The organism is Cumulibacter manganitolerans (genome assembly GCF_009602465.1).
In the GTDB taxonomy this organism is placed as follows: domain Bacteria; phylum Actinomycetota; class Actinomycetes; order Mycobacteriales; family Antricoccaceae; genus Cumulibacter; species Cumulibacter manganitolerans.
Genome location: NZ_WBKP01000004.1, coordinates 105,057 through 130,389, shown reverse-complemented (window position 1 = coordinate 130,389; position 25,333 = coordinate 105,057). Strand labels below are relative to the sequence as shown.

General features: G+C 71.8%; 20 protein-coding genes. 12 read left to right on the top strand and 8 right to left on the bottom strand.

Going from position 1 to position 25,333, the window contains the following annotated elements:
- The first annotated feature begins 94 nt into the window (after positions 1-94).
- The gene (locus tag F8A92_RS02765) at positions 95-1,303 is read left to right on the top strand and encodes an HNH endonuclease (RefSeq protein WP_194291332.1); all 1,209 of its coding nucleotides are present in this window, start codon (positions 95-97) and stop codon (positions 1,301-1,303) included.
- 355 nt (positions 1,304-1,658) lie between these two features.
- Here the strand turns inward: F8A92_RS02765 and F8A92_RS02760 are convergent, their stop codons facing one another.
- Positions 1,659-2,342 (bottom strand): MBL fold metallo-hydrolase, encoded by a 684-nt coding sequence (locus tag F8A92_RS02760; RefSeq protein ID WP_228389143.1) that lies wholly within the window; start codon positions 2,340-2,342, stop codon positions 1,659-1,661.
- A gap of 71 nt (positions 2,343-2,413) precedes the next feature.
- On the opposite strand from F8A92_RS02760, the gene uvrA reads away from it, so the two are divergent.
- A complete protein-coding gene (gene uvrA / locus F8A92_RS02755) occupies positions 2,414-5,431 on the top strand; it encodes an excinuclease ABC subunit UvrA (protein WP_153503107.1) in 3,018 nt (1,005 codons plus the stop codon).
- A 24-nt stretch (positions 5,432-5,455) separates the two neighbouring features.
- Here uvrA and F8A92_RS02750 read toward each other — a convergent pair whose 3' ends face one another.
- The gene (locus F8A92_RS02750) at positions 5,456-6,433 is read right to left on the bottom strand and encodes a GNAT family N-acetyltransferase (protein WP_153503105.1); all 978 of its coding nucleotides are present in this window, start codon (positions 6,431-6,433) and stop codon (positions 5,456-5,458) included.
- 77 nt (positions 6,434-6,510) lie between these two features.
- Here F8A92_RS02750 and uvrC point away from each other — a divergent pair, with 77 nt between their 5' ends.
- From uvrC to F8A92_RS02705, 9 genes are all read left to right on the top strand, one after another.
- Positions 6,511-8,505: an excinuclease ABC subunit UvrC gene (uvrC, locus tag F8A92_RS02745; RefSeq protein WP_153503103.1), complete on the top strand. Its 1,995-nt coding sequence runs from the start codon at positions 6,511-6,513 to the stop codon at positions 8,503-8,505.
- Between the two features lie 63 nt (positions 8,506-8,568).
- On the top strand, positions 8,569-9,453 hold the full coding sequence (gene rapZ, locus F8A92_RS02740) for an RNase adapter RapZ (RefSeq protein ID WP_153503101.1): 885 nt from the start codon (positions 8,569-8,571) through the stop codon (positions 9,451-9,453).
- Between the two features lie 2 nt (positions 9,454-9,455).
- Positions 9,456-10,484: a gluconeogenesis factor YvcK family protein gene (locus F8A92_RS02735; protein WP_153503099.1), complete on the top strand. Its 1,029-nt coding sequence runs from the start codon at positions 9,456-9,458 to the stop codon at positions 10,482-10,484.
- A gap of 65 nt (positions 10,485-10,549) precedes the next feature.
- Positions 10,550-11,530, top strand: a complete 981-nt coding sequence (gene whiA, locus F8A92_RS02730) for a DNA-binding protein WhiA (RefSeq protein WP_153503097.1) — start codon at positions 10,550-10,552, stop codon at positions 11,528-11,530.
- 135 nt (positions 11,531-11,665) lie between these two features.
- Positions 11,666-12,670, top strand: a complete 1,005-nt coding sequence (gap, locus tag F8A92_RS02725; protein WP_153503095.1) for a type I glyceraldehyde-3-phosphate dehydrogenase — start codon at positions 11,666-11,668, stop codon at positions 12,668-12,670.
- Between the two features lie 11 nt (positions 12,671-12,681).
- Positions 12,682-13,884, top strand: a complete 1,203-nt coding sequence (locus F8A92_RS02720) for a phosphoglycerate kinase (RefSeq protein WP_153503094.1) — start codon at positions 12,682-12,684, stop codon at positions 13,882-13,884.
- A complete protein-coding gene (tpiA, locus tag F8A92_RS02715) occupies positions 13,881-14,663 on the top strand; it encodes a triose-phosphate isomerase (RefSeq protein WP_153503092.1) in 783 nt (260 codons plus the stop codon). Before F8A92_RS02720 ends, tpiA begins: the two co-directional genes overlap by 4 nt.
- A 73-nt stretch (positions 14,664-14,736) precedes the next feature.
- A complete protein-coding gene (secG, locus tag F8A92_RS02710; RefSeq protein ID WP_153503090.1) occupies positions 14,737-14,967 on the top strand; it encodes a preprotein translocase subunit SecG in 231 nt (76 codons plus the stop codon).
- 95 nt (positions 14,968-15,062) lie between these two features.
- A complete protein-coding gene (locus tag F8A92_RS02705; protein ID WP_153503088.1) occupies positions 15,063-15,407 on the top strand; it encodes an RNA polymerase-binding protein RbpA in 345 nt (114 codons plus the stop codon).
- 28 nt (positions 15,408-15,435) lie between these two features.
- Here the strand turns inward: F8A92_RS02705 and pgl are convergent, their stop codons facing one another.
- The 6 genes from pgl to tkt are packed head-to-tail and all read right to left on the bottom strand — an operon-like array spanning position 15,436 to position 24,002.
- Positions 15,436-16,170, bottom strand: a complete 735-nt coding sequence (pgl, locus tag F8A92_RS02700; protein ID WP_153503086.1) for a 6-phosphogluconolactonase — start codon at positions 16,168-16,170, stop codon at positions 15,436-15,438.
- The gene (locus F8A92_RS02695) at positions 16,170-17,249 is read right to left on the bottom strand and encodes a glucose-6-phosphate dehydrogenase assembly protein OpcA (RefSeq protein ID WP_153503084.1); all 1,080 of its coding nucleotides are present in this window, start codon (positions 17,247-17,249) and stop codon (positions 16,170-16,172) included. Before F8A92_RS02695 ends, pgl begins: the two co-directional genes overlap by 1 nt.
- Positions 17,250-17,268: 19 nt before the next feature.
- Positions 17,269-19,074 (bottom strand): glucose-6-phosphate dehydrogenase, encoded by a 1,806-nt coding sequence (zwf, locus tag F8A92_RS02690; RefSeq protein ID WP_228389142.1) that lies wholly within the window; start codon positions 19,072-19,074, stop codon positions 17,269-17,271.
- 22 nt (positions 19,075-19,096) lie between these two features.
- Entirely contained in the window at positions 19,097-20,701 is a 1,605-nt protein-coding gene (locus tag F8A92_RS02685) for a glucose-6-phosphate isomerase (protein ID WP_153503082.1), read from the bottom strand.
- A gap of 11 nt (positions 20,702-20,712) precedes the next feature.
- Positions 20,713-21,816, bottom strand: a complete 1,104-nt coding sequence (tal, locus tag F8A92_RS02680; RefSeq protein ID WP_153503080.1) for a transaldolase — start codon at positions 21,814-21,816, stop codon at positions 20,713-20,715.
- Complete coding sequence (tkt, locus tag F8A92_RS02675) at positions 21,816-24,002, bottom strand: transketolase (RefSeq protein WP_228389141.1); 2,187 nt, start codon at positions 24,000-24,002, stop codon at positions 21,816-21,818. The genes tal and tkt overlap by 1 nt, the downstream gene beginning before the upstream one ends.
- A gap of 315 nt (positions 24,003-24,317) precedes the next feature.
- Between tkt and F8A92_RS02670 the strand changes: the two genes are divergently transcribed.
- Complete coding sequence (locus tag F8A92_RS02670; protein ID WP_153503076.1) at positions 24,318-25,235, top strand: heme o synthase; 918 nt, start codon at positions 24,318-24,320, stop codon at positions 25,233-25,235.
- Positions 25,236-25,333 lie beyond the last annotated feature (98 nt).

Below are 25,333 nucleotides of genomic sequence, written 5' to 3'. Positions count from 1 at the left end.
CTCGAGGCCGAGCAGCAGTACTACCGTCAGAACAACCCCCGACAGCAGCCGCTGCCGGGAGAACTCGCCCTCCACTAGACCCGGGGCGATTCACGTGCAGGTCGCGTTCGATGCCTCACTCCGCAGCGCCGCTCTGGCGGCGGGTGCGACGCGGGCGGATGCCGGCAAGGGCATCGCCGAGCAGGTCGCCCTCGCCCGCGGCGTGTCGCCGTGGCGGGCCGCGAACGACCTCGCCCTCGCCAAGGGCCTCGTGCGCGAGCTCCCGCGCACGCTCGCGCTGCTGACCGGCGCCGCGATCGGCGAGCAGGCCGCGCAGAACGTCGCCCGCGAGACCGTCTGCCTGATGCCCGAGGACCGCGCGGTGGTGGACGAGAAGCTGAGCGAGCGGCTCGGCGGGATGAGCCCGAAACGCGCGGCGGCGACCGCCCGCGCCGAGGCGGCGAAAGTGGACGCCGAATCGGTGGTGCGGCGCATCCGGATGGCCGAGCGCGATCGCTGCGTCACGCTCCGGCCCGCGCCGGATGCGATGGTGTATCTCAGCGCGCTGCTGCCGGTCAAGGACGGCGTCGCCGCCTACGCCGCCCTGTCCAAGCATGCCGACACCCTCAAGGCGAGCGGTGATGAGCGGTCCCGCGGCGCGATCATGGCCGACGCGCTCCTGCACCGCCTCACCGGGTACGCCTCATCCGAGCTGATCCCGGTCGAGGTCCAGCTCGTCATGCCCGCCACCACCCTCCTGCCCCCGCAGTCCGCGGAGCCCGGTGATGCCGAGGCACACCCGGCGGGTGGGGAGTGTGGCTGGATCGGGGAGCATCCCATCCCGGCGGTGATCGCTCGCGACATCGCCCTCGCCGGCGGGGCCGACGCGGCGGCGCGGTGGATCCGGCGGTTGTTCACCGACCCGATCAGCGGCGAGATCACCAACGCGGACGCGACCCGGCGGCGGTTCACCGGCGCCACCCGCCGGGCGATCGTGGCGCGGGATCGGGACTGCCGCGGCTGCGGCGCGCCCATCCGCCACCTCGACCACATCCGGCCCCGCGCCGCCGGTGGACCGACGACGATCGCGAACGGGCAGGGCCTGTGCCAACGGTGCAACCAGGTCAAGGAACAACCCGGCTGGCGCACCCAGCCCCGGATCATCGAAGGCCGGCACGTCACCGTCACCACCACACCGACCGGCCACGCCTACGTCAGCACCCCACCACCACCCGTCAGCGAACCACCACCACGACAGGTCACCAGCCTCGAGCAGCACCTCCGCAGACGACTCGCCGAGCACCTCGGACCCCGAGCCGGCTAGGGCGGACGCACCGACGGCGCGCGCAACATCGAGCGACTCCGGCGCGCGCCGCGGACATGGTCGGCACCCGGCGTCTCGACGCGCTCGCCCCAGGGGGCTCGCTCGCTCGACGACCATCGAACGGGGACCGCTCGACGACCAGCGAAAGGGCACCCGGCGTCTCGACGCGCTCGCCCTAGGGGCTCGCTCGCTCGACGACCAGCAAAAAGGGGATCGCTCGACGACCAGCGAAAGGAGACCTCGACGACCATCGAAGGGGCCTTGACGCCCATCGAAAGGGGACCGCTCGACGACCCCGAAAGGGGACCGCTCGACGACCATCGACGCGGGACCGCCCGACGACCGTGACGAGCCGCTACCAGCCGCGCTCGCGCCACTCCTGCAGATGCGGGCGCTCCGCGCCGATGGTGGTGTCGTCGCCGTGGCCGGGGTAGACGTGGGTGTCGTCGGGGAGGGTGAACAGCCGGGACTCGACGTCCGAGAGCAGCTGCTCGAAGTCGCCTTCCTTCCACGTCTTGCCGACGCCGCCGGGGAACAGCGAGTCGCCGGTGAACAGGTGTCCCTCACCCTCCGGATCGCGCCAGTACAGGGCGACCGAACCGGGTGTGTGGCCGCGCAGGTGAATGACGTCGAGCACCACGTCACCGCACCGGACGGTGTCGCCGTGCCGGATGGGGTCGGTCGGGATCGGCAGGGCGGCCGCGTCGTCGGGATGTGCCAGCGCCACCGCCCCCACGACGCCCATCAGCATCTCCAGGCCCAGCCAGTGGTCCTGGTGCTGGTGCGTCGTCACGACGGTCTCGAGGATCCCGTCGTCCAACCGCTCGCGCACCAGCTCGACGAGCCGCTCGGGCTCGTTGGCCGCATCGATGAGCAGACCGTTCCCGGTGCTCTTGGAGCGCAGCAGGTAGCAGTTGTTGTCCATCGGGCCGACGCTGGCCTTGGTGATCTCCAGCGCGCCGGCGTCGATCACCTCCGACGTCTCGCCCGCCTCGACATGGCCGGTGTAGGTCACGAGCAGCTCCTCGATCGGTCGCACGAATGTGCCCTTCACCATAGGACGCGCTCGAAGCCGGAAACCTGTCAGCCCGGCTCACTACCCTGGTCGGCATGGATCGTCTTGTCATTCGCGGTGCGCGCGAGCACAACCTGAAGAACGTCAGCCTCGACCTGCCCCGCGACTCGATGATCTGCTTCACGGGCCTGTCCGGCTCGGGGAAGTCCTCGCTCGCCTTCGACACCATCTTCGCCGAGGGCCAGCGCCGGTACGTCGAGTCGCTGTCGGCGTACGCCCGGCAGTTCCTCGGGCAGATGGACAAGCCGGACGTCGACTTCATCGAGGGCCTCTCCCCGGCGGTGTCGATCGACCAGAAGTCGACCAACCGCAACCCGCGCTCGACGGTCGGCACGATCACCGAGGTCTACGACTACCTGCGGCTGCTGTTCGCCCGCGCCGGCACCGCGCACTGCCCGGTGTGCGACGCGGTCATCGCGCGGCAGAGCCCGCAGCAGATCGTCGACCAGGTGATGGAGCTGCCCGAGGGCACCCGGTTCCAGGTCCTCGCGCCGGTCGTCCGCGGCCGCAAGGGCGAGTACGTCGACCTGTTCTCCTCCCTGCAGTCGCAGGGCTACAGCCGCGTGCGGGTGGACGGCGTGGTGCACTCGCTCACCGAGCCGCCGGTGCTGAAGAAGCAGGAGAAGCACGACATCGAGGTGGTCGTCGATCGGCTCTCCGTGAAGCCCTCGAGCAAGCGCCGGATGACCGACTCGGTCGAGACGGCGCTGGGCATCGCCGCCGGTCTCGTCGTCATCGAGCGGGTCGACCTCGACAAGGACAACCCCGAGCGCGAGCGGCGGTTCAGCGAGAAGCTGGCGTGCCCCAACGGGCACCCACTCGCCATCGAGGAGCTCGAACCGCGCTCGTTCTCCTTCAACGCGCCGTACGGCGCGTGCCCCGAGTGCACCGGCCTGGGCTTCCGCAAGGAGGCCGACCCCGAGCTGATCGTGCCCGACCCGGAGAAATCCCTCGCCGACGGCGCGATCCTGCCCTGGTCGATGGCCGGGCAGAGCTCGGAGTACTTCCAGCACCTTCTGCAGTCGCTGGCCGACCAGCTGGGCTTCGACCTGCGCACGCCGTGGCGTGACCTGCCGGCGAAGGTGCAGAAGACCGTGCTGCACGGCTCCAAGGACCAGGTGCACGTGAAGTTCCGCAGCCGCTACGGCCGCCAGCGGTCCTACTGGGCCAACTTCGAGGGCGTGCTGCCGTTCCTCGCCCGGCGGCATGCCGAGACCGACAGCGACTGGGCGAAGGAGCGCTACGAGGGATTCATGCGCGAGGTGCCGTGCCCGGTCTGCCACGGCACGCGGCTCAAGCCCGAGATCCTCGCCGTCCGCCTCGGTGGGCTGTCCATCGCCGAGGTGACCGAGATGTCCATCGGCGAATGCAACCGGTTCCTCGGCGGGCTGCGGCTCGACGAGCGGCAGAAGCTGATCGCCGAGCGGGTTCTCAAGGAGGTCCACGCCCGGCTCGGGTTCCTCGTCGACGTCGGTCTGGACTACCTGTCGCTGGCGCGTGCGGCCGCGACCCTCGCCGGCGGCGAGGCGCAGCGCATCCGGCTCGCCACCCAGATCGGCTCGGGGCTGGTCGGCGTCCTGTACGTCCTCGACGAGCCGTCGATCGGTCTTCACCAGCGCGACAACCGGCGGCTCATCGAGACCCTCGTGCGGCTGCGCGACCTGGGCAACACGTTGATCGTCGTCGAGCACGACGAGGACACCATCCGGGCCAGCGACTGGGTGGTCGACATCGGCCCCGGCGCCGGCGAGCACGGCGGCGAGGTGGTCGTCTCCGGCCCGGTCAAGTCGCTGCTGAAGAGCAAGACCTCCCTCACCGGCGCCTATCTGTCCGGCCGCCGCGAGCTCGAGGTGCCCGAGACCCGGCGTACCCCCAACCCGGACCGCAAGATCACCGTCCACGGCGCCCGCGAGAACAACCTCAAGAACGTCGACGTGTCGTTCCCGCTCGGCTGCCTGGTCGCGGTCACCGGAGTCTCCGGCTCGGGCAAGTCCACGCTGGTCAACGACATCCTGTACGCCACGATGGCCAACTACGCCAACAAGGCCCGGCACGTCGCCGGCCGGCACACCCGGGTGACCGGCCTCGAGGAGATCGACAAGGTCGTCGGCGTCGACCAGTCGCCCATCGGCCGGACGCCGCGGTCCAACCCGGCGACCTACACCGGCGTGTTCGACCACGTGCGCAAGCTGTTCGCCTCGACGAGCGAGGCGAAGGTGCGCGGCTACCAGCAGGGCCGGTTCTCGTTCAACGTCAAGGGCGGCCGCTGCGAGAACTGCCAGGGCGACGGCACGATCAAGATCGAGATGAACTTCCTGCCCGACGTCTACGTGCCGTGCGAGGTCTGCAAGGGCGCCCGGTACAACCGCGAGACGCTCGAGGTGCACTACAAGGGCAAGACCATCGCCGAGGTGCTCGACATGCCCATCGAGGAGGGCGCGGAGTTCTTCGCGGCGATACCGGCAATCGCCCGGCACCTGAACACCCTCGTGGAGGTCGGGCTCGGCTACGTCCGGCTGGGCCAGCCGGCTCCCACGCTGTCCGGCGGTGAGGCGCAGCGCGTCAAGCTCGCCTCCGAGCTGCAGAAGCGGTCCACCGGGCGCACGGTCTACGTGCTCGACGAGCCGACGACCGGCCTGCACTTCGAGGACATCCGCAAGCTGCTGCTGGTGATCCAGGGTCTGGTCGACAAGGGCAACACGGTGATCACCATCGAGCACAACCTCGATGTCATCAAGTCGGCCGACTGGCTCATCGACATGGGCCCGGAGGGCGGCTCCGGCGGCGGCACCGTCGTCGGGGAGGGCACACCCGAGCAGCTCGCCCGCGTCGAGGGCAGCCACACCGGCCGGTTCCTCGCCGAGATGCTCGACGGCCGGACGCCACCGAAGCAGGTGGGCATCACCGAGCCGCGCACGCTGACCCGGGCGATGCTCGCCGCCGTCAAGGCCGAGGGCGGCGCGCCGGCCACGAAAGCGCTGGCGGCGAAGGCCGCCGCCAAGGCGGTGCCCGCGGTGGCCAAGAAGGCGCCGCGCAAGCGGAAGACCGCCTGAGTGCGGTGCTCCGTACCGGCCGGCCTAGCAGACCGGCACGAAGCGCTGCCACTCCTGGCCGACCTTGTGCCGATGCATGCCGACCGACTCGTACAGCGCCGTCGCGCCGGTGGGGCTCTCGGCGTCCACGTGCAGCTTGACCGCACGGCGGCCCTGCGCGGCCGCCCGCGCGAACGAGTGCTCGAGGAGCGCCTTGGCGACGCCGCGCCCGCGTGCCCACCGCAGCGTGCCGAGATTGGCGACGTAGTTCGCGCCGTGCTCGGCGACGTACCCCGTGTCGTGGATCAGCCCGCCGGCCGGCGTCCCGTCGACCTCGGCGATGAACCATCCGTCGGGATCGTAGTTCGCTCCGGCGGTGCGTCGTTCGAGCCACTCGTCGTAGGTGCGCTCGTGGTAGTCGTAGTGGTCGCGGAACGACTCCGAGATCAGCTCGTACATCATGCGGGCGTCGGGGCCGGCGAGGTCGCTCAGGTCGGCCTGCCGGATGCGCACCGCATCGGTGGGCGGCGTGGACGCACGACCGTCGAGGTCGAGGTGCATCTCGATGAAGGCCCGCACCGGCTGGTACCCGGCCGCGGCCAGGCTCTCGGCGAACCGCGCGTCGTTCTCCCAGCACCAGTGGGTGATCCGCACCCGCTGGGTGCCCTCCGCATTCGTCGCCGCCGTCCGCTCCACCCACGCGAGCCCGGTGTGCGTCAGGTCGGCGTGCGCGGCCGCCGGCAGCGACACGTCGACGGTCGCGTCGCCGTACCAGCGGTCGGCGGTGTCGCGGGTCGCCAGGAAGTGTGCGACCACCGCGCCGTCGCGCTCGCCGACGACCATCCGCGTGTCGCGCCGGCCCTTGTCGGTGGTGAACGGCTCGGCGACCTCGCCCTCGTTCCAGGACGGCTCCCCGGAGACCGCGGCCTCGTGGGCGCGCAGCAGGGTGAGGACGGCGGGCACGTCGGCCGGCTCGGCGGCGCGCAGCGTGGCGTGCGGCGAGGTCGGGATCTGCAGCTCCATGCGCTCAACGTAGCGGCGGTACGCGACCGAATTTCCGGCCGCCGGCGGTGTCCGGCCCGGCGCATAGGGTGTACGTCGTGAGCAGACAGCCGAACGTAGGCGGCCCGGCCGCGTACCGACCGGCGCCGGGGACGATCCCCGACCAGCCCGGGGTCTACCGGTTCTACGACCGGCACGGCCGGGTCATCTACGTGGGCAAGGCCAAGAGCCTGCGCAGCCGGCTCTCGTCGTACTTCCAGGACATCGCCGCGCTGCACCCCCGTACCCAGCAGATGGTGCAGACCGGCGCGCGCGTCGACTGGACGGTGGTGAGCACCGAGGTCGAGGCGCTGCAGCTCGAGTACTCGTGGATCAAGGAGTTCGATCCGCGGTTCAACGTCCGCTACCGCGACGACAAGAGCTATCCGAGCCTCGCGGTCACCGTGGGGGAGGAGTTCCCGCGGCTGCAGGTGATGCGCGGGCCGAAGCGCAAGGGCGTGCGCTACTTCGGCCCGTACGCGCATGCGTGGGCGATCCGCGAGACCCTCGACCTGCTCACCCGCGTCTTCCCGGCCCGCACGTGCAGCAACGGCGTGTTCAAGAGGCACACCCAGATGGGCCGGCCGTGCCTGCTCGGCTACATCGACAAGTGCTCCGCGCCGTGCATCGGGCGCGTCACGGCCGAGCAGCACCGCGAGATCGTCGACGACTTCTGCGACTTCATGGCCGGGCGCTCCGACCAGATCGAACGGCGGCTGCGCCGGCAGATGCTGCAGGCCTCGGAGGACCTCGAGTTCGAGCGGGCGGCGCGCATCCGCGACGACCTCGGGGCGCTCGCCAAGGCGACCGAGAAGAACGCGGTGGTGCTCACCGACGGCACCGACTGCGACGTGGTCGCGTTCGTCCAGGACGACCTCGAGGCCTCCGTGCAGGTGTTCTACGTGCGCGGCGGGCGCATCCGCGGACGCCGAGGCTGGGTCGTCGACAAGGTCGAGGAGCTCACCACCTCCGAGCTCGTCGAGCAGTACCTCCTGCAGGTGTACGAGTCGGACGACGCGACGAGCAGCATCCCGCGCAGCATCCTCGTCCCGGAGATGCCGCCGGACGCGGAGGCACTGGCCGACCGGCTGTCCGCGTTGCGCGGGTCGCAGGTCACGATCGGGGTGCCCCGGCGCGGCGCCAAGAAGGACCTGCTGCAGACAGTCGAGCGCAACGCGGCCGAGGCGTTCACCCAGCACCGGCTGCGGCGCGCCAGCGACCTCACCGCCCGCTCGCAGGCGCTGAGCGAGCTGCAGGACGCGCTGCTGCTCGACGACGCGCCGCTGCGCATCGAGTGCGTCGACGTCTCCCACGTGCAGGGCACGAACGTCGTCGCCAGCCTGGTGGTGTTCGAGGACGGTCTGCCCAAGAAGTCCGACTATCGACGGTTCTCGATACGTGGCGCGATGAAGGACGGCGCGTCGATCGACGTCCACCAGGCCCGCTCCGGTGAAGGGGTCGACGACACCGCGGCGATCGCCGAAGTGGTCACGCGCCGGTTCCGGCGGCACCTGCAGGACGCCGAGCCGCGCACCGACGAGGAGACCGGCCGCCCGAGACGCTTCGCCTACCCGCCCAACCTGTTCATCGTCGACGGCGGCGCGCCGCAGGTCGCGGCCGCGTCCGACGCGCTGACCGAGCTCGGCATCACCGACATCGCGGTGATCGGGATCGCCAAGCGGCTCGAGGAGATCTGGGTGCCGGGGGAGAGCGACCCCTACATCCTGCCGCGGGCCTCCGAGGCGATGTACCTCGTGCAGCGGATCCGCGACGAGGCGCACCGCTTCGCCATCGCGTTCCACCGCCAGAAGCGCGGCAAGGCGATGCTGAGCTCGGCCCTCGACGACATCCCGGGCCTGGGGGAGAGCAAGAGAGCCGCCCTGCTCGCGCGCTACGGGAGCGTGCGGTCGCTGCGCAAGGCCACGGTCGACGACCTCATGGAGGTGCCCGGCATCGGGCCGGGCACCGCGCGTGCCGTCGTCGACGCGCTCGGCTCCGGCGTCGCGGAGCCGGTCGCCGTCGACCCCGCCACCGGCGAGATCCTCGACCGGTAGCCCGCGCGCCGCGACCCGCGGCCCGGGTATCTTCACCGCAGACCCAACCGGAAGGAACGGCAGGTGGACAGCCTCCCCACGCGCGACGTCGAGGTCGTGCTGCTGACCGGCGCCTCGGGCGCCGGGCGCAGCACCGCGGCGCACGTCATGGAAGACCTCGGCTACTACGTGGTCGACAACCTGCCCCCGTCGATGATCCCGGAGGCGCTGCGGCTCGCCTCGGCCGAGTCCGCGATCGAGCGGATCGCCATCGTCACCGATGTGCGCAGCCGCGCGTTCCCCGGCGGCCTGCCCGGCGTCGTCGGCATCATCAAGTCGCTCGAGGACGCCGGCATCCGCCCCACCGTCGTGTTCCTGGACTGCTCGGACGACGTGCTCGTACGCCGTTTCGAGAACGTCCGCCGCGCGCATCCCCTGCAGGGCAACGGCACCATCCTCGAGGGCATCGAGGCGGAGAAGGCGATGCTGCGGTCCGTGCGCGGCACCGCCCACCTGCTGATCGACACCAGCGACCTGTCGGTGCACGACCTGCGCCGGGTGCTCGAGGACGCGTTCGACGGCCAGGTCGGCCGCGACCTGCGCATGACGGTGATGTCGTTCGGGTTCAAGTACGGGCTGCCGCGCGACGCCGACCTCGTCTTCGACGCCCGGTACCTGCCCAACCCGCACTGGGATCCCCGGCTGCGTCCGTTCACCGGGCGCGACGCCCCGGTCAGCGACTTCGTGCTGTCGCAGGACGGCGCGTCCGAGGCGCTGGGCCACCTGCGCGATCTGGTGAGGACGGTGCTGCCGGGCTACCGTCGCGAGGGGAAGCGCTACATGACGATCGCGATCGGCTGCACGGGCGGCAAGCACCGCTCGGTGGCGATGGCCGAGGCGCTCGCCGACCGGCTGCGCGGACCCGGGATCGACCTGCGCGTGCTGCACCGCGACCTCGGCAAGGAGTGACGATGACCCACCTACCCCGCAACACCATCGCCGATCCCGCCGTGCAGAAGGTGGTGGCGCTCGGTGGCGGACACGGGCTGGCCGCCACGCTCGGGGCGCTGCGCCGGGTCGCGGCAGAGATCACCGCGATCGTGACCGTCGGCGACGACGGCGGCTCGAGCGGCCGGATCCGCCGCGAGCTGCCGAGCGTGCTGCCGCCCGGGGACCTGCGGATGGCGCTGGCCGCGCTCGCGGCGGACGACGAGTGGCACCAGGTGATCGCCACCGTGCTGCAGCATCGCTTCGGGGGCCAGGGCGCGCTCGCCGGCCACAGCGCCGGGAACCTGCTGCTCACCGCGGTCACCGAGGTCCTCGACAACGACCCGGTCGCCGCGCTCGACGCGGTCGGCAAGGTGGTCGGCGCGGTCGGGCGGGTGCTGCCGATGTCCCTGGTCCCGCTGGAGATCGCCGCGCGGGTGTCCGGGATCGACCCGCATCACCCGGGCGACACCCGGCGGATCCGGGGACAGGTCGCGGTCGCGACCACGCCGGGTCGCGTCGAGTCGATCGAGCTGCTGCCCGACAGCCCGCCGGCCTGCCCGGAGGCGTGCACCGCGATCGCTCGGGCGGACGCGATCGTGCTCGGCCCGGGGTCGTGGTTCTCGTCCGTCCTGCCGCACCTGCTGGTGCCCGACCTGCGGCGGGCCATCGAGTCGAGCCCGGCGCGCCGCTACGTGTCACTGAACCTGCAGCCCCAGGCGGGGGAGACCGACAACTTCACGCCGGCGCAGCTGCTGACCACGCTCGCGGCGCACGCGCCGCAGCTGAGAATCGACGGGGTCATCGCCGACGAGCGGGCGGTCGCCGACGACGTCGGCCTGGAGGACGCGCTCGACGCGCTGGGCGCCGAGCTGCTGGTCACCGATCTGGCCTCGGCCCGCTCCAGCCGATCCCACGATCCGGTCAAGTACGCTATGGCGCTGCGCACCGCCCTGGGCACGTCCCGGGCCGCCGAGGGCGTGGCGGCCGGTCCGGGCGAGCGTGCACAATGAGTGATCGCTAGTACGGCGTCGCGCCTGCGACGTGCCCCCTGAACCGAGCCGAAAGGTCGCACCCGATGGCGATGACCGCCGATGTGAAAGCCGAGCTGTGCCGGGTCGACGTGAAGAAGACCTGCTGCCGCAAGGCCGAGGTGGCCACCATCCTGCGGCTGGCCGGCGGCCTGCACCTGGTCGGCGGGAAGATCGTCATCGAGGTCGAGCTCGACACCGGGTCGGTCGCGCGGCGGCTGCACCGCGAGATCAGCGAGGTCTTCGGCATCGTCCCGGACCTGCAGATGCTCAGCGGCGGCAACCTCCGCAAGGGCAGCCGTTTCGTCGTGCGGGTGGCCAAGGAGGGCGACTCCCTGGCCCGGCAGAGCGGGCTGGTCGACCTGCGCGGGAGGCCGGTGCGCGGGCTGCCCCCGGCTGTCGTCGCCGGCAGCAGCTGCGACTGCGAGGCCGCCTGGCGCGGAGCGTTCCTTGCGCACGGGTCCCTCACCGAGCCGGGCCGGTCCGCGGCCCTCGAGATCACCTGCCCGGGGCACGAGGCGGCGCTCGCCCTGGTGGGCGCCGCGCGGCGGCTCGGGATCACCGCGAAGGCCCGCGAGGTGCGCGGCGCCGACCGCGTCGTCCTGCGCGACGGTGACGCGATCGCGGCGATGCTGACCCGGATCGGGGCCCACCACTCGGTGCTCGCCTGGGAGGAGCGGCGGATGCGCCGCGAGATCCGCTCGAGCGCCAACCGGCTGGCCAACTTCGACGACGCCAACCTGCGCCGGTCGGCACGCGCGGCGGTGGCCGCCAGCGCCCGCGTCGAGCGGGCCATGGAGATCCTCGGCGAGGACATCCCCGAGCACCTGCTGTTCGCCGGCCGCCTGCGGCTCGAGCACCGCCAGGCCTCGCTCGAGGAGCTCGGCCAGCTCGCCGACCCGCCGATGACGAAGGACGCCGTGGCCGGCCGGATCCGCCGGCTCCTGGCGCTCGCCGACAAGCGCGCGCAGGACCTCGGCATCCCGGACACCGAGTCGGCGGTCACCGACGACATGCTGTCGCAGTAGCCGTCGACGAACATCACTCGACGACCTGCGTTCACGCCGACCTCATGGCGATAGGCTGGGCACGGCACACCAGCCCACCGCAGCGTCGCGGCCCCGATCACTGCCGGACGCCCTGAGTCTGAGGAGAGTCCGCACGTGACCGTCAAAGTAGGCATCAACGGCTTCGGCCGCATCGGCCGCAACTTCTACCGGGCGATCGTGGCCAGCGGCGCCGACATCGAGGTCGTGGGCGTGAACGACCTGACCGACAATGCCACCCTGGCGCACCTGCTGAAGTACGACTCCATCCTGGGCCGCTTCGACGGCGAGATCTCCTCGACCGACACCGACATTACCGCCGGCGGGCGCACCTTCAAGGCGTTCGCGGAGAAGGACCCGACCGCCCTGCCGTGGGGCGTGCTCGGCGCCGACATCGTCATCGAGTCCACCGGCATCTTCACCGACGCCACCAAGGCGCAGGCGCACATCGACGCCGGCGCCAAGAAGGTGATCATCTCCGCGCCCGCCAAGAACGAGGACATCACGATCGTCATGGGCGTCAACGACGACCTGTACGACGGCGCGAAGCACACCATCATCTCCAACGCGTCGTGCACGACCAACTGCCTCGCGCCGATGGCGAAGGCGCTCAACGACGGGCTCGGCATCGTCAAGGGCCTGATGACGACGATCCACGCCTACACCCAGGACCAGAACCTGCAGGACGGCCCGCACAAGGACCTGCGTCGCGCCCGCGCCGCCGCGCTGAACATCGTGCCGACCTCGACCGGCGCCGCGAAGGCCGTCGCGCTCGTGCTGCCGGAGCTGAAGGGCAAGCTCGACGGCTACGCGCTGCGCGTCCCGGTCCCGACCGGCTCCGCGACGGACCTCACCTTCGAGGCCGCTCGCGAGACCTCGGTCGACGAGGTCAACGCGATCGTCAAGGCCGCGGCCGACGGCGCCATGAAGGGCAAGCTCGTCTACACCGAGGACGAGATCGTCTCGAAGGACATCGAGACCGACCCGGCGTCCTGCATCTTCGACGCGGGCCTGACCAAGGTCATCGGCAACCAGGTCAAGGTCGTCGGCTGGTACGACAACGAGTGGGGCTACTCCAACCGCCTGGTCGACCTCACCGTGCTCGTCGGCAAGTCGCTCTAGCGGAGCGGGGCATGAAGGACCTTCAGGACCTGCTCACCGAGGGGCCCGTCGGCCGGCACGTGCTCGTGCGCGCCGACCTCAACGTGCCGCTCGACGACGGCGCGATCACCGACCCCGGCCGCATCGAGGCCACCGTGCCGACCCTCACCAAGCTCGTCGAGGCCGGCGCGCGGGTGGTCGTCATGGCGCACCTCGGGCGGCCCAAGGGCGCGCCCGAGGCGAAGTACTCGCTCGCGCCGGTGGCCGAGAAGCTCGGCGAGCTGCTCGGCCGCGACGTCGCGCTCGCGGGCGACCTCGTCGGGTCGTCGGCGCACCAGGCGGTGGCCGCGATGTCCGACGGCGACGTGGTGCTGCTGGAGAACGTCCGCTTCGACGCGCGGGAGACCAGCAAGGACGGCGCGGAGCGCGCGGCGCTCGCCCAGGACCTCGTCGAGCTCGTCGGGCCGGACGCCGCGTTCGTCTCCGACGGCTTCGGGGTCGTGCACCGCGAGCAGGCCTCGGTCTACGACGTCGCCAAGCTGCTCCCGGCGTACGCCGGGGACCTCGTGGCGGCCGAGATGACCGTGCTGCGCAAGCTCACCGAGGACCCCGAGCGGCCGTACGTCGTCGTCCTCGGCGGCAGCAAGGTCAGCGACAAGCTGGCCGTCATCACGTCCCTGCTGCCCAAGGTCGACCGGCTGCTGGTCGGCGGCGGCATGTGCTTCACGTTCCTCGCGGCCCAGGGCCACCCGGTGGGCAAGTCCCTGCTGGAGACGGACCAGGTCGACACCTGCGCCCGGCTGCTCGCGGACAACGGCGACAAGATCGTGCTGCCGGTGGACGTCGTGTGCGCGGCCGAGTTCGCGGCCGACTCCCCGGCCACGGTGCACGCCGCCGACGCGATCCCCGACGACCTGATGGGTATGGACATCGGCCCGGAGTCGGTGAGCCGCTTCGCGGCGGCTCTCGACGGCGCTCGCACCGTCTTCTGGAACGGCCCCATGGGGGTCTTCGAGATGGCGCCGTTCGCGGCGGGCACCCGCGGCGTGGCGGAGGCGATCGCCGCCGGCGCGGCGTTCTCCGTCGTCGGCGGCGGCGACTCCGCCGCCGCCGTCCGCCAGCTCGGTATCGGCGAGGAGCGCTTCTCGCACATCTCCACCGGTGGCGGCGCGTCCCTCGAGCTGCTCGAGGGCAAGGACCTGCCCGGCATCCGCGTACTGGAGGGCCAGGCATGAGCACCGGCCGCCGTCCGCTGGTCGCGGGCAACTGGAAGATGAACCTGACCCACCTCGAGGCGATCGCGCTGGTGCAGAAGGTCGCGTTCAGCGTGGACGCCCGCACCCTCGACGCCGTCGAGGTCGTCGTGCTGCCGCCGTTCGTGTCGCTGCGCGGCGTGCAGACCCTGGTCGACGGGGACAAGCTCAACGTGGGGTACGGCGCGCAGGACGTGTCGGCGCACGACTCCGGCGCGTACACCGGCGAGGTCAGCGGGCAGATGCTCGCCAAGCTCGGCTGCCGCTACGTGGTCGTGGGGCACTCCGAGCGCCGCGAGTACCACCACGAGGACGACGCGCTCGTCGCGGCGAAGGCGCAGGCGGCGTTCAAGAACGGCCTCGTGCCGATCGTGTGCGTCGGTGAGGGCCTGGAGGTCCGAGAGGCGGGGGAGCACGTCGCACACGTGCTCGGCCAGCTCGACGGGTCTCTCGCGGGCATCACCGCCGAGCAGGCGCCGGACCTCGTCGTCGCGTACGAGCCGGTGTGGGCCATCGGGACCGGCAAGACCGCGACCCCCGAGGACGCGCAGGAGGTCTGCGGCGCGATCCGCGACCGCCTCGCCGATCTCTACTCCGGCGACACGGCCGACCGGGTACGCATCCTGTACGGCGGCTCGGTCAAGCCCGACAACGCGTCCGCCATCGCCGCCCAGCCGGACGTCGACGGTGCGCTGGTCGGCGGGGCCAGCCTCGACGGCGAGCAGTTCGCCGCGATCTGCACGCTCACCGCGGGCGCCTAGCCGCCGTACACCCACGCGCACGGTACCCTGGTGGACGCCCTGCGCACGACCATCGCTGTTTGGAGCCCCATCCGTGAAGCTGCTCTTCGAGATCGGCCTGATTCTGACGAGCCTCGCGCTCATCGTTCTCGTCCTGTTCCATCGCGGGCGTGGCGGCGGCCTGTCGTCGATGTTCGGTGGATCGATGTCGTCGCAGCTGTCGGGCTCGTCGGTCGTGGAGAAGAACCTGAACCTGCTGACGGTGTTCTGCGCCGTCATCTGGCTGGCCTGCATCGTCGTCCTGGGGTTGCTCTACAAGCCTTGATCGCTCAGCACTCGGGGCCCGACCGTGCGGTCGGGCCCCGTTTGCGTCGCGATCACGGCCGCACGCCGGCCACGGCCGGATACTGAAGGAGAGAAATGGCAAACGGACACGTCATCCGCGGAACGCGCGTCGGCTCGGGACCGAGCGGCGAGAACGAGCGCGGCCAGGCCGCGCCTCGGGTGCGGGTGGAGTTCCATTGCTCGCAGGGCCACTCCTCGACGCCGACGTTCGCCGTCGGCGCGGAGATCCCGGCCGAATGGGATTGCCCCAAGTGCGGGCTGCCCGCCGGCCAGGACCCGGCCAACCCGCCGTCCGCGCGATCGGCCGAGCCGTACAAGACCCACATCGCGTACGTGCGTGAGCGGCGCACCGACGAGGACGGCGCGGCGCTGCTCGACGAGGCCCTGCAGAAGCTCCGCGCCCGGCGCGGCGAGGCCTGAGCGTCCGAGCCCTGCGGCTCTCCGGCCGCTAGGCAGGCAGCCGCGACGCGGCCGCCTCGTCGAGGATCCAGCGGGTGGCGTGCGCACCGCGTGGCCCGGCCGCCGGGATGTCGTGCCGGTCCGCGCCGCCGAGCGCCGCGGCGACCGGCTCCGCCTTGCCGGCGCCGGCGGTCATCAGCCACACCTCGCGGGCGCGCGACAGCGTGCCGTTGGTGAGCGTGACCCGCGTCGGTGGCGGCTTCGGGCAGCCGCGGACGGCGCACGCGGGCCGCGGATCGTCCGAAGCGGGCGAGTGCGGGAAGATCGACGCGGTGTGGCCCTCCTCGCCGACGCCGAGCATCAACACGTCGAAGAGCAGGTCGCCGTCTCCGGCGTGCGCGGCGATCTCCTCGGCGTACGCCGCGGCCGCCGCGTCCGGGTCGTCGCCGAACGGCCCGTCGGCGGCGGCCACACGGTGCACGTGGGCGGCCGGGATGTCGATGTGCCGCAGCAGCGCGTCATCGGCCTGGACGTCGTTGCGCTCGGCGTCGTCGTGGCCGACGAACCGCTCGTCCCCCCACCAGACGTGCACCCGTGACCAGTCGATCTCCTGGGCGCGGTCGCGGACTGCACGCAGCACGGCGACGCCGGTGCTGCCGCCGGTCACCACGACGTGGGCGACCGGGCGGTCGGCCAGCGTGCCGGCGATGCTCGCCGCGAGACGCCCGGCGGCGCTGCGGGCCAGTGCCGCGGCGTCGGCGTGCACCTCCACCTCGACGCTCATCAGCGGCTCGCCGCCGTCCCGCGGGAGCGGGCACGCTGGGTGCGCGGGCCCTCGTCGATCTGCGCGGCGGCCTCCTTGGCGATGCGCTTCGACGTCGCCTGGGTCGCCCGCTGGTCCGGGTCGACCCAGATGTGGGTGCGCAGGTAGTGCCGGTCGCCGAGGCCGGGCACGCCGGTCGCCGACGACAGCGCCTCGGCGTAGGTGTCGTCGGCGCCCTGCCGGCGCAGCTCCTCGGTCAGCAGCTCGCCGAGGTCGCGCTCACGGATCGACAGCCGCTGGGCGCGCTGCCCGGAGCGGTCGACGATCAGGTCACCGCCCTCGCGCAGCAGCGTCAGGCTGCCCTTGGCGCCGAAGGTGATCTCCACGCCGCCGATGCCGGTCTGGCCGATGTTGCGCTTGGTGTCCTTGACCCGGCACTCCACGCCGAGCCGGCGGGTGAGCCAGCCCGCGAGCAGCAGCGCCGCCGGCGAGCTCGACGACCCGAGCACCTTGGCGCTGCGTGGCTTGTCGGAGATGGAGTCGAAGGATGAGGCCAGCGCCGAACGCCACTGGGTCGTGCGGGTCCAGGCGAGGTCGGTGTCGCCGGGGGCGTAGTCACGCGCGCGCTGCTGCAGCCCCTCGGCGCCGTCCCCGAGCCACCCGCAGTCGGTGATCCGGCGGTCGCTGTAGACACCGACGGCGTCGGTGGCGATCACCTTCGGCGGCGGCCCGTGCCACCAGGTGACGACGGGCGCGTCGGGGGCCAGCAGCGGCAGCGTCACCGATTCGGCGTGCAGCGCGAGCCGGCCGTACATCCGCATCACGATCGCCTCGCCGGGACCGAGCCGGCCGCCGACCAGGATCTCGGCGTCCAGCCGCGGCTGCGGGGCGTCGAGCTCGCGACGGACGACGATCAGCAGCCGGCAGGGGTTGGTGGCGGCGGCCTGGGCGGCGGCCCGCTCCGCGTCGGCGATGTACTTCTCGTCGACGACCACCACGAGGGTGAGCGCATTGCCCGAGGTCACGGCGCCGCCGGTGCGGCGCTCGGCAGCGAGCGCCTTCACGACAGCGGTTCCGGTGGTGTCCCACAGCGTGGTCATGGCTTCTCTCCTGGTGCGCTCAGGGCCGGCGCCAGGCGCGGCCGTCGCGGGCGAGCATCTCGTCGGATTCCTTGGGTCCCCACTCGCCGGCGCGGTAGGGCGCGGGCGGCTGCGAGGCCCAGAAGGCCTCGAGCGGGTCGATGACCGCCCAGGACGCCTCGACCTCCTCGTTCAGCGGGAACAGGGTCGCGTCCCCGAGCAGCACGTCCAGCAGCAGCCGCTCGTACGCCTCGGGGCTGGACTCGGTGAACGTCTCGCCGTACAGGAAGTCCATCGCCACGTCGCGGACCTCCATCACCGTGCCGGGGACCTTCGAGCCGAAGCGCAGCGTCACCCCCTCGTCGGGCTGCACCCGGATCACGAGCTGGTTGTGCCCGAGCTCCTCGGTGTCGGTCGGCGCGAACGGCAGGTGCGGCGCCTTCTTGAAGTTGAGCGCGATCTCGGTGACCCGGCGGGGGAGCCGCTTGCCGGTGCGCAGGTAGAAGGGCACGCCGGCCCACCGTCGCGTCTCGACGTGCAGCTTGACGGCGGCGTACGTCTCGGTCGTCGAGTCCTTGGGAATGCCGGGCTCCTCGGTGTACCCGACGACACGCTCACCGGCCAGCCAGCCTTGCTCGTACTGGCCCCGGATGGCGTGCCCGGCCAGCTTCGACGGCAGGCTGATCGCCCGCAGCGCCTTGAGCTTCTCGGTGCGGATCGCCGATGGGATGAACCGCACCGGCTCCTCCATCGCGGTGAGCGCGAGCAGCTGCAGCAGGTGGTTCTGCAGGACGTCGCGGGCCGCGCCCGTCGTGTCGTAGAACGCGGCGCGACCGGCGATGCCGACGTCCTCAGCCATCGTGATCTGCACCGAGTCGACGTAGTTGGAGTTCCAGATCGGCTCGAACATCATGTTCGCGAACCGGAAGGCGAACAGGTTCTGGACCGTCTCCTTGCCGAGGTAGTGGTCGATGCGGTAGACGTCGCGCCACCCGAACACGTCGTCGACGAGGCGGTTGAGCCGCTTTCCCGACGTCAGGTCGTGGCCGAACGGCTTCTCCACGACCACCCGGCGCCAGCCGCCGGACCGGTCGTTGTCGGCCATCCCGGTGCGGTGCAGCTGCTGCAGCACCGTCTCGAAGAACGCCGGGGGGATCGAGAGGTAGAACGCCGCGTTGCTCTGGATGCCGTGGGTGACGCTCAGCTGGTCGAGCGTGCGCGCGAGCCGGTCGAACGCCGCGTCGTCACCGAAGTCGCCGGGCACGAACTTGATGTTGTCGGCGAGACGGGCCCACACGCTCTCGTCCCAGGGGGTGCGGGCCGCCGCCTGCGCCGCGTCGTGCGCGAGCTGCGCGAAGTCGCCGTCGCCCCAGTCGCGGCGGGCGAACCCGAGCAGCACGAAGTTCGCCGGCAGCAGCCCGCGGTGCGCCAGGTCGTAGATCGCCGGGATCAGCTTCTTGCGGGCGAGGTCGCCGGTGATGCCGAAGACCACGAGCGCGCACGGCTCGGGGACCCGCGGCAGCCGCCGGTCCTGCGGGTCGCGCAGCGGGTTGGCGGGGCGGTACACCGAGGTCGCGGCGACGTACTGCTCGGACTCGCTCGGCGTGATGACCGGCATGGGCTCGTCCGCGTCGACGAGTCCGGGGACCGGATGCGCGTCGACCGGAGCGGTGAGCGGCGCCTCGGTGGGCGTGCTCTTCGCGGCGGAGCGCTTGGCCGGGGTCTTGCGGACGCGCTTCTTCGTCTCGGCCGTGCTCCCCGCGGCCTTCTTGGCGTCGGGCTTCCGGGCGGCCCCGGTGGGCTTCCGGGCCGTGGACTTCTTCGCGGGGCTGGGGGACGAGCTCACGAACGGCCTCCTGGATTCGGCTTCAGCGAGTGTGGACGGCGTCGAGCAACGCGCGGATGCCGGCGGCGCGGTCCTTCAGGTGCACCCTCAGCACGGGGCGGTCCCTGGCCGCGAGCACGGCACCGTCCCCGGAGGCCTGGGCGAGCTGGAGGGTGTGGAACGAGTACGGCCGGCCCGGCACCTGGAGGTCGACCGGCGCGTCGGCGGTGACCTGCAGGAACACCCCGTTCTGGTGGCCGCCCTTGTGGTACTGCCCGGTGGAGTGCAGGAACCGCGGGCCCCACCCGAAGGTGGTCTGCAGCCCGGTCCGGCGGGCGATCTCGTCACGCAGCGGCACGATCGCGGTGTCCGCGAGCCGGTCCAGGTACGCCATGATCGCGACGTACCCGTGCTGCGGCGCGGCGGCGAGCAGGGTGCCGATCGCCTCGGCCAGCGAGCCGGAACCGGCGAACCGGTCATCGGCGGAGTAGAGCGCGACCAGGTCGTCGGCGTACACCGGGGGCGCCTGGCCGTCGCCGGACGGCGCGTCGAGCAGCTCGCGCGCCATCGCCTTGGCCTCCTCGACATCGGGCTGGTCGAACGGGTCGATCCCGATCACCCGGCCGGCGACGGCCGTGGCGGTCTCCCACAGCAGGAACTGGGCGCCGAGCGGCCCGTCGCTGGCCACGGAGAACTCCGCGCCGCCGTCCGGGGCGGCGCCGGTTCCCAGGGCCACCTTGACCGCGTCCGGGCCGGCGTCCGCGAAGCCGGGGGAGTCCGGGCCGTGCACCGCGACCGGGAGGATGCCCAGCGAGTCCTTGCCGGTGGACTCGGCGATCAGCTGCTCCACCCAGTCGGCGAAGCCGTGGTTGGCCGTGCCGGACGGCGCGAACACCATCTTCTCCGAGCCGGCCGTCTCGGCCGCGCCCATGAGGGCGCCGAGCCGCAGCGCGGGGTTGTCCGGCGCGTCCTCGGCCAGTCGGGCGGCCACGTCGGCGGCGTCGTCCAGCAGCGCCGCGATGTCGGCGCCGGCGAGCCCGGCCGGGACCAGGCCGAACGCGGTCAGCGCGCTGTAGCGGCCGCCGACGTGCGGGTCGGCGAGGAACACCTTGCGGTAACCGGCGTCCTCGGCGAGCGTCTCCAGCGGCGACCCGGGATCGGTCACGACCACGATGCGGCGGGCCGGATCGATGCCGGCCTCCTCGAAGGCGCGCTCGGCCGCGCGCCGGTGCGAGTCGGTCTCGACGGTGCCGCCGGACTTCGAGGACACCACGACGACGGTGCGCTCGAGGTCCTCGGCGAACGCCGCGGCGACCTGCTGGGGATCGGTCGTGTCGAGGGTGACGAGCGGGACGTCGTCGGTGGCGCAGATGACCTCGGGGGCCAACGAGCTGCCGCCCATCCCGGCCAGCACGACGCGGCTGAGCCCCTCCTCGCGCAGCTCCGCCTGCAACGCCTCGATCTCCGCCAGCAGCGGGCGCGAGGTCTGCGGCAGGGTGACCCAGCTCAGCCGGCGCGCCGCCTCCTCCTCCGCCTCGGGCCCCCACAGCGTCGGGTCCTGCGCGGCGAGCTTGCCGGCGACGCCGTCCCCGACGAGTCGCTGCAGGGTGGTGCCCATCGCGGCCGGTCCACGGCACTCCAGGTGCATCGCGCTGCTCCCTACTTGTCGTCCAGCTCGGCGGCCACGGTCTCGTACAGCTCGGCCCACGCCTTCTCGAACTTCTCGACGCCCTCGCGCTCGAGGACGGCGAACACCTCGTCGAGGTCCACGCCGGCCGCCGCGACCGCGTCCAGCTGCCGGCGCGCCTCGCCGTAGGACTCCGTCACCGGCGTGCCGAGCTCGCCGTGGTCGGCGTAGGCGTCCATCGTCTTCTCCGGCATCGTGTTGACGGTGCCCGCGGCGACCAGCTGCGAGATGTACAGCGTGTCGCTGTAGTCGGGGTTCTTCACGCCGGTCGAGGCCCACAGCGGCCGCTGCCGGCGCGCGCCCTGCTTCTCCAGGCGCGCCCACCGCTCCGACCCGAAGACCTCCTCGTAGGCCTGGTAGGCGAGCTGGGCGTTGGCCACGCCGGCCTTGCCCTTGAGGGCGGTCGCGTCGCCGCCGATCTTGTCGAGCCGGGCGTCGATCTCGGTGTCCACCCGGCTGACGAAGAACGAGGCGACGGACTCCAGCGACGCGACCGAGCCGCCGGCGGCGAGGCGCCGCTCGATTCCGGTGAGGTAGGCGTCCATCACCTGCTCGTAGCGGCCGAGGGAGAAGATCAGCGTGACGTTGACGCTGATGCCCTCCGCGATCGCGTCGGCGATCGCCGGAATGCCCTCGTCGGTGGCGGGGATCTTGATGAACAGGTTGGGCCGATCGACCATCCACCACAGCAGCTTGGCCTCGGCGGTGGTCTTGGCCTCGTCGTGCGCCGAACGGGGATCGACCTCGATCGACACGCGGCCGTCGACCTCTCCCGAGGCGTCGTAGACCGGCCGCAGCACGTCGCAGGCCGACCGCACGTCCCGGGTGGTGATGAAGCGGACCGCCTCGTCGACGCTCATCCCGAGGGCCTTGCTGTCGGCCAGCTGCTCGTCGTACTGGTCCGAGCCGCCGATCGCGGCCTGGAAGATCGACGGGTTGGTGGTGACGCCGACGACGGACTTCTCCTCGATCAGCCGCCGCAGGCCGCCGGAGACGATACGTTCGCGGGACAGGTCGTCGAGCCAGACGGCGACACCCTTGCCCGACAGCTCCGCGAGATTCCGATTCGTGCTCATCACGCCTTCTCTCCTTCTGCGGTCTGGTACGAGTGGGCGTCCTGCTCCGGCTCGTTCACGACGTGATGCCCGGTGCCCGGTCCGCTGCCGGCGGCAGCGATGCTCTGGCGGGCCGCCTCGATCACCTTCTCGGTGGTGAAGCCGAACTCCTCGAACAGCACCGCCGCCGACGCGGAGGCGCCGAAGTGCTCGATCGCGATCGCGCGCCCGGCGTCGCCGAGGAAGCGGTACCAGGACTGCGCGACACCGGCCTCGACGGTGACCCGGGCCCGCACGGACGGCGGAAGCACCTCGTTGCGGTACTGCTCGTCCTGCGCGTCGAACCACTCGACGCACGGCATCGAGACGACCCGCGCCCGGGTGCCGGCGGCCTCGAGCTGCTCGGCCGCGTCGACGGCGAGGTGCAGCTCGGAGCCGGTAGCGATCAGGATCACGTCGGGGGTGCCGTCGGTGTCCTTGAGGACGTACCCGCCGCGGGCCACGCCGTCGGCCGAGGCGTACCTGGCGCGGTCCAGGGTCGGCATCGGCTGGCGGGACAGCGCCAGGCCCGCCGGACGGTCGGTGTGCTCGAGGATGGTGCGCCACGCGATGGCGGTCTCGTTGGCGTCACCCGGCCGGACGACGTCCAGGCCGGGGATGGCCCGCAGCGCCGAGAGGTGCTCGATCGGCTGGTGCGTCGGACCGTCCTCGCCGAGCCCGATCGAGTCGTGCGTCCAGACGTAGGTCACGGGCAGCTGCATCAGGGCCGCGAGCCGGACCGCGGCGCGCATGTAGTCGGAGAACACCAGGAACGTGCCGCCGTACACGCGGGTCCCGCCGTGCAGCGCGATGCCGTTCATGATCATGCCCATGGCGTGCTCGCGAATGCCGAAGTGCAGGGTCCGCCCGTACGGGTTGCCGGCCCACGCCTCGGTCTGGTTCTGGACCGGGATGAAGGAGGGCTCGCCCTCCATGGTCGTGTTGTTGGACTCGGCGAGGTCCGCCGAGCCACCCCACAGCTCCGGCAGCGGCTCGGCCAGGGCCGCGAGCACCTTGCCGGACGCCGCCCGGGTCGCGAGCCCCTTGGCGTCGGCCTCGAAGACCGGCAGGGCGTCGGTCCAGCCGTCCGGCAGCCGCCGGTCGCGCAGCCGGTCGTACAGCGCGGCCCGCTCCGGGTCGGCCGCTCGCCACGCCTCGAAGCGCTCGGTCCACTCCGCGTGCGCCCGCCGGCCGCGCTCGGTCACCTCGCGGGTGTGCGCCAGCACCTCGTCGGGGACGTCGAAGGTCTTGTCGGGGTCGAGCCCGAGAAGCTCCTTGGTGGCCTTGACCTCGTCGTCGCCGAGCGCGGAGCCGTGCGCCTTGCCGGTGCCCTGCTTGTTCGGTGCCGGCCACGCGATGATGGTCCGCAGGTTGATGAACGAGGGCTTGTCGGTGACGGCCTTGGCCTGCTCGATCGCCGCGGCGAGCACCTTGAGGTTCTCCTCGTACCCACCGTCGGTGATCCAGTCGACGTCGCTGACGTGCCAGCCGAGCGCCTCGTAGCGCTTGGAGACGTCCTCGGTGAACGCGATCTGCGTGTCGTCCTCGATCGAGATCTTGTTGTCGTCGTACAGCACGACGAGGTTGCCGAGCTGCTGGGTGCCGGCGATCGAGCTCGCCTCGTTGCTGACGCCCTCCTGAAGGTCGCCGTCCGAGGCGATCACGAACACGTGGTGGTCGAAGATGCTCTCGCCCTGCGGCGCGTCCGGGTCGAGCAGACCACGCTCGCGGCGGGCGGCCATGGCCATGCCCACCGCGGCAGCCAGCCCGGAGCCCAGCGGCCCGGTGGTGATCTCGACGCCGCGCGTGTGGCCGTGCTCGGGGTGGCCGGGGGTCAGCGACCCCCAGGTCCGCAACGCCTCGAGGTCGCTGAGCTCGAGGCCGTAGCCGCTGTAGAAGAGCTGGATGTAGAGCGTGAGGCTCGAGTGCCCGCAGGACAGCACGAACCGGTCGCGGCCGGCCCAGTCCGGATCGGAGGGGTCGTGCCGCATCGCCTGCTGGAACAGGTAGTACGCCGCGGGCGCCAGGCTCATCGCGGTGCCCGGGTGGCCGTTTCCGACCTTCTGCACGGCGTCCATGGCGAGTGCCCGAGCGGTGTCGATGGCCTTCTGGTCGATCGCCGACCAGCCATCGGGCAGGACCGTGAGGGGAACGCTGCGGTCGGTCACGAAAGAAGCTCCTTTGGTCGGCACAGATCCAGCGGGCCCGAGAGCGGGCCGTCGGGTCAAGCCTAGTAGCAGGCAGACCGCTCCCGGCACCGAGCGGCTCGGGTACGAGCGGTGCCGCACGGTGGTCTCACGGCGCTCGCGATCCGTGAGGCGAGCCACCCCGGCCGCGGGCTCCGTCCATGGACGGCGGCGCTAAGATGGGGTGTCGCCGCGCCGTTCGCGCGGCCACCGCCCATCGTCGATAGAAACGCGGCCTCTCGTGCTCGTCCCGGTCCATGCTCGCCCTCGGTGCGCTGCGCCGTCGAGGTGCGGCCGATGAGCTCAGGGACCCTGCACCGCGCCTCGGAGCGGCCCTCGCAGGCCGGCGCGCTCGACGTCGTCAAGGCCTACGTCGCGCTCACCAAGCCGCGCATCATCGAGCAGCTGCTGATCACGACGGTGCCCGCCATGCTGCTGGCCGCCGGCGGCGTCGGCTCGGTGTGGCTGATCGTCCAGACCCTCGTCGGCGGCATGCTCTCCGCGGGATCGGCGAACTCGCTGAACTGCTACGTCGACCGCGACATCGACTCGGTGATGCACCGCACGCGGCGCCGGCCGCTGGTGCGGCACGTGGTCGAGCCGCGCAACGCTCTCGTCTTCGGCATCGTGCTGGGTGCCGTGTCGACCGCGGTGTTCTGGTACTTCACCACGCCGCTGGCGACCGTGCTGAACCTGCTGGCGATCCTGCTGTACGTCGTTCTGTACACGATGGTGCTCAAGCGGCGTACTGCGCAGAACATCGTGTGGGGCGGTGCGGCGGGCTGCATGCCGGTGCTGATCGGCTGGGCCGCGGTCACCGGGTCGCTGGCCCTGGCCCCGGTGATCATGTTCCTGATCATCTTCTTCTGGACGCCGCCGCACTTCTGGGCGCTGGCCATCAAGTACCGCGACGACTATGCGGCGGCCGGGGTACCGATGCTGCCCGTGGTCGCCCGCCCGGCCACCGTCACCGCGCAGATGCTGGGGCACGCGATCGCGATGGTCGGGTGCTCGGTGTGGCTGTGGCCGGTGGCCCTGGGGCCGCTCTACGGGGTCACCGTGCTGGTCCTCGGCAGCTGGTTCCTGCTCGAGACGGTGCTCCTGCACGTGCGCACCCTGCGCGGCGCCCCGATCCGGCCGATGCGCGTCTTCCACATGTCGAACACGTACCTGACCTTGGTGTTCGTGCTCATCGCCGTCGACGCCGTCCTCTGACGTCTCGCCGGTCCGCGCCGGCCGCCAGTCTTGCGGCGCCGGTCATCTGCGCGACACGCGGCATTAACCGTCCGCACCACCGGCCCCGGCAGCATCGT